Genomic DNA, 7,664 nt, shown 5'->3' on the forward strand with positions numbered 1-7,664 from the left:
CCGCCGCCCCACGGCGAAGACTTCCGCCGGGCTTCTACTCCACCTCGAAGGTCGGCACCAGGTACGCGCGGGCCAGGGTGTGGAAGAACAGGGTGAATCCCAGCACCGTCGGCGTGGTGGACGCGTCGATGCCGAGGGACTCGACGTCCACGGCGTGCACCACGAAGAAGTACCGGTGCGCGCCGTGCCCGGCCGGCGGGGCGGAGCCGACGTAGCCGCGGAATCCGGCGCTGTTGCCCAGGGTCACCGCGGCGGACGGCAGGTCCGGGGAGCCCGGCGTGCCGGCGCCGGTGGCCAGCTCGGTCACGTTCGCCGGGATGTCCCCGACCGCCCAGTGCCAGAACCCGGCCACGGTCGGCGCGTCCGGGTCGTAGCAGGTGAGCGCGAAGGACTTGGTCTCGGCCGGGAAGCCCGACCAGGACAGCTGCGGCGAGAGGTCCTCGCCCCCGGGCACGCCGAAGGCCTTGGAGGTGTGCCTCGCCGAGACCGTCTGACCGTCCGTCACATCGGTGCTGGTGAGGGTGAAGGTCGCAACCTCCGGCAGATGATCGTACGGATTGAACGGGAACGGCGCTTTGCGTGTGTCAGCCATGTGACTAGTAAACCTGGAACGCCCCGCGATCGGCAGTAACCGTGAACAGCTCCGCGGTGGGCAGCGCGTCGGTCACCGTCTCGGTCACCCGGTCCAGCCGGTCTACCGACACCAGCGCGATCGCGCAGCCGCCGAAGCCGCCGCCGGTCATCCGCGCTCCGTGCGCACCGCCGCGCAGCGCCGCGTCCACCACCGTGTCGAGTTCCGCGCAGGAGACCTCGAAGTCGTCGCGCAGGGACAGGTGAGAGGCCGTCAGCAGCTCCCCGGCCGAGTTCAGCCGCGGGCCCTCGAGCGGGCCGAGCTGCAGCAGGCTGACGAAGCGGTTGACCCGCTCGTTCTCGGTGACCACGTGCCGTACCCGGCGCAGGCTCACCTCGTCGAGCACGGTCGCGGCCCGCTCCAGGTCGCCGAACGCCAGGTCGCGCAGGGCCGGGACGCCGAGCGCCTCGGCCGCCCGCTCGCAGGTGGCGCGCCGGTCGGCGTAGCCGCTCTCGCCGTGCTGGTGCTGGACCTTGGTGTTCATCACCAGCAGGGCCAGGTCCGCGTCGCGCAGCGCGAAGGGGTGCACGGCGATGTCGAAGCTGCGGGTGTCGATGTGCAGCACCGCGTCCGCCGCCGCGAAGGCGGAGGAGAGCTGGTCCAGCGGACCGCACGGCACGCCCGCGTACCGGTTCTCGGCCAGCTGGGTCAGCCGGGCGAGCTCCGCCGGGGAGATCGGCTGCCCGGCCAGCCCGGTCAGCGCGAGGCCGGTGGCGCACTCCAGCGCGGCCGAGGAGGACAGGCCGGAACCCACCGGGACGGCGGAGGAGTAGGCCAGGTCGGCGCCGGTGAACCCGGCCGGCAGCGCGCCCGCGCCGCCCAGCGCCCAGGCCACGCCGGCCGGGTAGGCGGTCCAGTCCTTCTGCGCCCCCGGCGCCAGCGAGGTCAGCGCGATCTCCACCACGCCGGTGTTCCCGCCGCTCGAGACCAGCCGCAGCACCCCGTCGAGACGCGGCGCCGCGGCGACCGCGGTGTACCGGTCGATGCCCATCGGCAGCACGAAACCCGCGTTGTAGTCGGTGTGCTCGCCGATCACGTTCACCCGGCCCGGTGCGGCCCAGATCCCGGTGGGCGCGGCTCCGTAGACGGATTCGAATATTCTCCGGGCCGCATCCGCGGACTCCTGCGCGGCGATTGACATCGTGTCGGTCACTCCTTCATCTGCACCGGGTGTGGCCACAGTATTCACCGTCCGGCACCGCGCAGCGCAATCGCGGCGGACTCGGGAGTGGTGTCACTGGCGAACGCACCCATGCCCGATTCGGCCCCGGCCAGGTACTTCAGCTTGCCCGGCGCCCGCCGCACGGTGAAGATCTCGGCGTGCAGCGCGACCTCGGTCTGCGCGCCCGGCGCGCGCTTGGGCGCCTGGTGCCAGGCCGAGATGTACGGGGTGCGGCCCGGGCCGCCGTCCGCGGCCGGGAAAAGGCCGTCGAACCGGCGCAGCAGGCTGAGATAGATCGGGGCGAACGCGGCCCGCTGCGCGTCGTCGAGCTCGGTGAAGTCGGCCACCCGGCGCTTGGGGTAGAGGTGCGCCTCGTACGGCCAGCGCGCGGCGTACGGGGTGAACGCGATCCAGTGCTCGTTCTGCTCGATCACCCGCTCGTCCGCCGCCTCGCGCTCGACCATGTCGTCGAACAGGTTGCGGCCGGTGCGGGCCCGGTGCGCGGCGGCGCGGGACACGGCCCGGTCCATCTTGGGCGCGACGTAGGGGAACGCGTAGATCTGCCCGTGCGGGTGGGACAGGGTCACCCCGATCTCCTCGCCCCGGTTCTCGAAGCAGTACACCTGCGTCACGTCCGGGCGGGCGAGCAGCTCGCCGGTGCGGTCGGCCCAGGCCTCGAGCACCAGCGCCACCTCGTCCTCGCTCAGGTCGGCGAAGGACTTGTCGTGGTCGGAGGTGAAGGCGACCACCTCGCAGCGCCCGCCGTCCGGGCCGCCGAGCGAGGGGAAGCGGTTCTCGAAGACGGCCACCTCGTAGTCCGGCGCCGGGATCTCGGTCAGCCGGTCCTCGGTGGAGGGGCACAGCGGGCACTGGTCGGCCGGCGGCTTGTAGGTGCGGTCCTGCCGGTGCGCGGCGATGGCCACCCACTCGCCCTGCAGCTCGTCGAAGCGGGTCTGGGCGTTGCGGTGGGCCGGTTCCAGCGGCCGCCGGTCCGGATACCCGCCCCGTGCCTCCCCGTCGCCGGCGTCGTAGTAGATCAACTCCCGGCCGTCGGCCAGGGTCGTCACGGTCTTCTTCACTCCCGCTCCCTTCATAGCGCGTATTCAAACGCAGTCAAACGTAAACGCACAAGAGGTAGCATAGGGCCGTGACGCAGACAGACAGCGAACGCGGCCTGCTGGCCGGGCAGCGCCGGGCCGCCATCGTGCGTGAGGTGCGCGAACGCGGCGGGGTGCGGGTGACGGAGCTGGTGGACCGGTTCCGCGTCTCGGACATGACGATCCGGCGGGATCTGGACGCGCTGGCCCGGGCCGGGCAGCTGGAGAAGGTGCACGGCGGCGCGGTCGCGGTGGGCGAGTCGAGCGCCTACGAGCCCGGCTTCGAGGCCAAGGCCGACCGGGACACCGCGCTCAAGGAGGCCATCGCCTCGGCCGCCGCCGCGCTCGTGGTCCCCGGCAGTGCCATCGCCCTGTCCGCCGGCACCACCACCTACGCGCTGGCCGGCCGGCTCACCGCGGTGCCCGGCCTGACCGTGGTGACCAACTCGATCCGCATCGCAGAACGCTTCTACACCGCGGGGCACGCCAGCGGCGGACCCACCGTGGTGCTCACCGGCGGCGTGCGCACCCCGTCCGACGCGCTGGTCGGGCCGGTGGCCGACGCGGCCATCCGCAGCCTGCACTTCGACGCGGTGTTCCTGGGCAGCCACGGCATCTCGCCCGAGGCGGGCCTTTCCACCCCGAACCTGGCCGAGGCGGAGACCAACCGCGCCCTGGTGGCCTCCGCCCGCCGCGTCGTGGCCGTGGCCGACCACACCAAGTGGGGTCTGACCGGCCTCGCCGGATTCGCCCGGCTCAGCGACGTGGACCTGTGGATCACCGACTCCGCGCTGGCCCCCGACGCCCGCGAGACGGCCGCCGAGTTCGTCGGGGACCTGCTGCTGGCCGAGCTCTGAGCCCGTGCCGGGCCGGTGGGCCCGGCCGGTGCCCGCTCAGCCCTTGTTCGCGCCCAGCGTGAGCCCGGCGACGAAGTGGCGCTGGAGCACGAAGAAGACCACCAGCGTGGGCACGGCCACGATCATCGAGGCCGCCGAGATCAGGTTGTTGTCGGTGAAGAACTGCCCGGTCAGATTGTTCAGGGCCGCAGTGATCGGCCGGTTCGCGCCGGTCTGCATGAGCACCGTGGCCCAGAAGAAGTCGTTGTAGATCCAGGTGAACTCGAGCGTGGCCAGCGCGGCCAGGGCCGGGCGGCACAGCGGCAGCACGATCTGCCGGTACTGGCGCCACTCCGAGGCGCCGTCCACCCGCGCGGCCTCGGACAGCTCCTGCGGGATCGTGCGCATGAAGTTGGACAGCACGAACACGCAGAACCCGGTCTGGAACGCCACGTGGATCAGGATCAGCCCGAAGAAGCTGTCGTCCAGGTGCCCGGAGTCGGAGAGCCAGGACGGCAGCGGCACGGTGATGTAGAGCTTGTAGAGCGGGGTGATGATCGCCTGCTGCGGCAGCAGGTTGCCCGCGGTGAACACCAGCAGCAGGATCAGGTTGACCCGGAAGCTGTGCCGGGCCACCACGTACGCGACCATGCTGGCCAGCCAGAGCGTGATCACCAGCGCAGGCAGCGTGATGATCGCCGAGTTCTTGAAGTAAAGCGGCAGGTCCGCCGCGTTCCAGGCGTCGGTGAAGTTGGACAGGTTGTAGTGCCCGCCGACGGACACGTAGCCGTGCGCCTCGGTGTCGGCGTACGGGCGCAGCGAGGTGTAGAGCGCGTAGAGCACCGGCGCGATCCACACCACGCAGGTGCCGACCAGGAAGCAGTGCAGGAAGATCCGGGGGGTCCGGGGGCGCCGCGCGGTCATGGCCGGGTGTCCTTCCGGAAGGTGCTGTAGACGTACGGCAGCACGAAGGCCAGCGAGATCACCAGCAGGATGGTGGCGAGCGCTGAGGCGAAGCCGATCCGGCTGGTCTCGCCGATCAGGTTGGTGGTGATCAGGGTGGAGAGCAGCTCGAGGCCGTTCGTGCCCTGATTGATGATGTAGACGATGTCGAAGGCGCGCAGCGACTCGATCACGGTGATCACCACGACCACCACGTTGATCGGGCGCAGCGCCGGCCAGATCACGTGCCGCAGCGACTGCCACTCGTTCGCCCCGTCCAGCGACGCGGCCTCCTGCAGCGAGGGGTCCACCGCCTTGAGCCCGGCCAGGAACAGGATCATGACGTAGCCGGTCTGGCGCCAGCACGCCATGATCAGCACCGCCCAGATGTTCAGCCGCGGATTGCCGATCCAGTCGATCAGGTCGTTTTGCCCGGCGTGCCCGGTGAGGTTGTTGACCAGGCCCTGGGTGGGGGAGAAGACCAGCTCGGTCATGAACCCGACCAGGGCCAGCGAGAGCACCACCGGCAGGAACAGGATCGACTGGTAGATCCGGGAGAAGCGGATCTGCTTGTGCAGCTGCAGCGCCAGGAAGAGACCGAACGGCGCGGGCACGGCGAAGAACACCCCGAGCCACAGCAGGTTGTGCTCGATCGCGGGCGGGAACTCGGGGTAGATGGTGAAGATGATCCGGTAGTTCTCCAGGCCGGCCGGCTTCATCTGGGAGAACCCGCCGATGCCGGTCCAGTTGAAGAAGGACAGCGCGACGGTGGCCAGCGCGGGCAGCCAGACCAGGCAGACCGAAAGCAGCAGCGGCAGGCCCGCCATCGCCGTCAGCACGACCCGGTCGCGACCCGAGAGCCGGCGCAGCCGCGCGCGGCGCCTCGGTGGTGGGGGGACGGTGGAGATGCTCGTCATCGTGTCGTCGTCTCTCTCGCGGCCGCCCGGCCGGGCGGGGTGCGGGCAGCGGGCCGACACCCCCGCGAGCCTGGGGCCCGCGGGGGTGTCACAGGGCACTGCGTGGCTCGGGCGGACTCAGCCGGTGGTCGAGAAGATCGTCTTGGCCTGCGCGTCGATGCCGGACAGCAGTGAGGAGACGTTGTTCGGGCTGCTCAGGAACTGCTGGATGGCCGGGAGCATGACCGGGTCGGCGAAGCTCGGCAGCGTGTCCCTGTCCATGAACTGGGAGAGGTTCTTCGCGCTGTTGATCAGCGAGATCGCGGCGGTCTGCGGCGCGGTGTACTTGGTCGTGTCCACCCCGCTGGCGGTCGCGATGTCGGCCGGGTTGGAGCCGAGCCAGGTCTGCTGCGCGCCGGCCGTGCCGAGGTACTCCAGCAGCTTGACCGCGCCCGTGCGGTTCTTGGGCGACTTGCACACCATGAAGCCGTCGATGGGCGCCTCCACCGAGTCCTGCCCGTAGGTCGGGTTGATCTCGGGGAAGGGGAAGAAGCCGAGGTCGTCGGCCTTGGCCCCGGTGAAGATGGTGCCGATCTGGTCGAGCCCGAGCACCATCATCCCGGCCTGCTTGTTCAGCAGCTGGGCCGCGCCCTCCTGCCAGGTCAGGCCGAGGAATCCGGGGGAGTAGTACGGGATCAGCTGGCGCCACTGGTCGAACACGGCGGCCACCTGGCTGGAGTTCCAGCCCTGGCCCGTGCGCATCAGGTCGATGTGGAACTGGTAGCCGTTCAGCCGCATGTTGAGGTAGTCGAAGGTGCCCATGGCCGGCCAGCCGTCCTTGTCGGTGAAGGCGAGCGGGATCAGGCCGTCCGTCTTCATCTTCTGGGCCAGGGTGATGAACTCGTCCCAGGTGCTCGGCGCGCTGTAGCCCTTGGCCGACCACAGGCTCTTGCTGTAGAACACGGCCCACGGGTAGTAGTCGAAGGGCACGAAGTAGTAGTGCCCGTCCGCGCCCTTGCTCTGCGCCTTCATCGCGTCGCTGTAGGACCCGCCGATGACGCTCCAGACGTCGTCGACGTTGCTCGCCAGGCCCTGGGCGGCGAAGTACTGGCAGCGCTCCCCGGCGAACCAGTTGAACACGTCCTGCGGATTGCCCTGCAGGTAGGTGGTGATGTTCTGCTGGAAGGTGTTGTGGTCGACCCAGTTCACCTCGACGGTCAGGCCGGTGGCCTTCTTGGCCGCGGCGAACAGGCTCTGGTAGGCGCCCTTGGGCTCGGGCACGGCCGCGTTCGAGCCGAACGAGACGGTGCTGCTCGAACCTCCGCCGCCGGACGAGGAGCTGGAACATCCGGCCAGCGACGGAAGCGCGGCCACTCCGGCCGTGGCGAGCATGCCCTTGAGCAGTCCGCGCCGGCCGAGGGTGGGTGCCTCGTGGGCGGCGGCGCCGAAGACGGACGAGGACGGGGTGTGGGTGGGAGATGCCGATGACGATGCGTGGTGGAGCGAGGTCACGGAACTGCCTCCAGGGTGCGTCAATGCGAAGGGAGACCTGTGCGGTGGGCGCACAGGACCGGACCGCGGGCCGCACTGGACCTGCCCGACAAGTCCGAACGCTTTGCAGCAGATATTCAACGTGAACCAACAGCGATGCAGTGAGCCAATCGTGCCCTGACAACCTTGTCAAGAAACCTTTACCAGTCTGAGATATGACGGCACATCAGATGTGACGGAGCGTCAGGGCTAAAGATCAATGGTGGCGAGGGTTTAAGTACACTGCGACATGTCTACGGGCGCGCGCGAGGCCGCGCTGGGCGGTGGAGAAGAGCGCGCAGAATCGAACATTAACGAACATTGAGGTGGGGCGCGTGCGTGCCGGCCTGTTCGATTCAGCCCGTTCTGTACCGGGCGAAGGCCGGGAGCGCACGGGGAAACACCGGGCGCGCACGCGGGAAGTGGTGGTTCAGGCGTCGGCGAAGGCGGGGCGGGGCCCGGGATTCGAGCGAGCCCGCGTCGCGAGGGCCGCACCCGGCGCGACGCGGGCCGCTCCCGTCATGAAGCGGACGGCGTCGGGTGAAGCACCGAGGGGGAGAGGGCGGGCGG

7 protein-coding genes are annotated in these 7,664 nt (G+C 70.0%); 1 reads left to right on the forward strand and 6 read right to left on the reverse strand.

What is annotated here, in order from left to right; translation table 11 throughout:
* Positions 1-34: 34 nt before the first annotated feature.
* From KDL01_RS36960 to galT, 3 genes are read right to left on the reverse strand one after another with little or no spacing between them, the layout of a single operon-like run.
* Complete coding sequence (locus KDL01_RS36960; RefSeq protein ID WP_212533369.1) at positions 35-592, reverse strand: YbhB/YbcL family Raf kinase inhibitor-like protein; 558 nt, start codon at positions 590-592, stop codon at positions 35-37.
* A 4-nt stretch (positions 593-596) separates the two neighbouring features.
* Positions 597-1,772 (reverse strand): galactokinase, encoded by a 1,176-nt coding sequence (galK, locus tag KDL01_RS36965; RefSeq protein WP_212533370.1) that lies wholly within the window; start codon positions 1,770-1,772, stop codon positions 597-599.
* Positions 1,773-1,816: 44 nt separating this feature from the next.
* On the reverse strand, positions 1,817-2,872 hold the full coding sequence (gene galT, locus KDL01_RS36970) for a galactose-1-phosphate uridylyltransferase (RefSeq protein ID WP_307846766.1): 1,056 nt from the start codon (positions 2,870-2,872) through the stop codon (positions 1,817-1,819).
* 68 nt (positions 2,873-2,940) lie between these two features.
* Here galT and KDL01_RS36975 point away from each other — a divergent pair, with 68 nt between their 5' ends.
* Positions 2,941-3,747 carry a DeoR/GlpR family DNA-binding transcription regulator gene (locus KDL01_RS36975; protein ID WP_307846767.1) on the forward strand — a complete coding sequence of 269 codons (807 nt, stop codon included), beginning with the start codon at positions 2,941-2,943 and terminating at the stop codon, positions 3,745-3,747.
* 36 nt (positions 3,748-3,783) lie between these two features.
* Here KDL01_RS36975 and KDL01_RS36980 read toward each other — a convergent pair whose 3' ends face one another.
* From KDL01_RS36980 to KDL01_RS36990, 3 genes are all read right to left on the reverse strand, one after another.
* Positions 3,784-4,650 (reverse strand): carbohydrate ABC transporter permease, encoded by an 867-nt coding sequence (locus tag KDL01_RS36980; protein ID WP_212533372.1) that lies wholly within the window; start codon positions 4,648-4,650, stop codon positions 3,784-3,786.
* Entirely contained in the window at positions 4,647-5,585 is a 939-nt protein-coding gene (locus tag KDL01_RS36985; RefSeq protein WP_212533373.1) for a carbohydrate ABC transporter permease, read from the reverse strand. The genes KDL01_RS36980 and KDL01_RS36985 overlap by 4 nt, the downstream gene beginning before the upstream one ends.
* A 117-nt stretch (positions 5,586-5,702) precedes the next feature.
* Positions 5,703-7,076 (reverse strand): ABC transporter substrate-binding protein, encoded by a 1,374-nt coding sequence (locus KDL01_RS36990; RefSeq protein WP_307846768.1) that lies wholly within the window; start codon positions 7,074-7,076, stop codon positions 5,703-5,705.
* Between the last annotated feature and the right edge of the window lie 588 nt (positions 7,077-7,664).

The organism is Actinospica durhamensis, from assembly GCF_018139695.1.
Taxonomy (GTDB): Bacteria; Actinomycetota; Actinomycetes; order Streptomycetales; family Catenulisporaceae; genus Actinospica; species Actinospica durhamensis.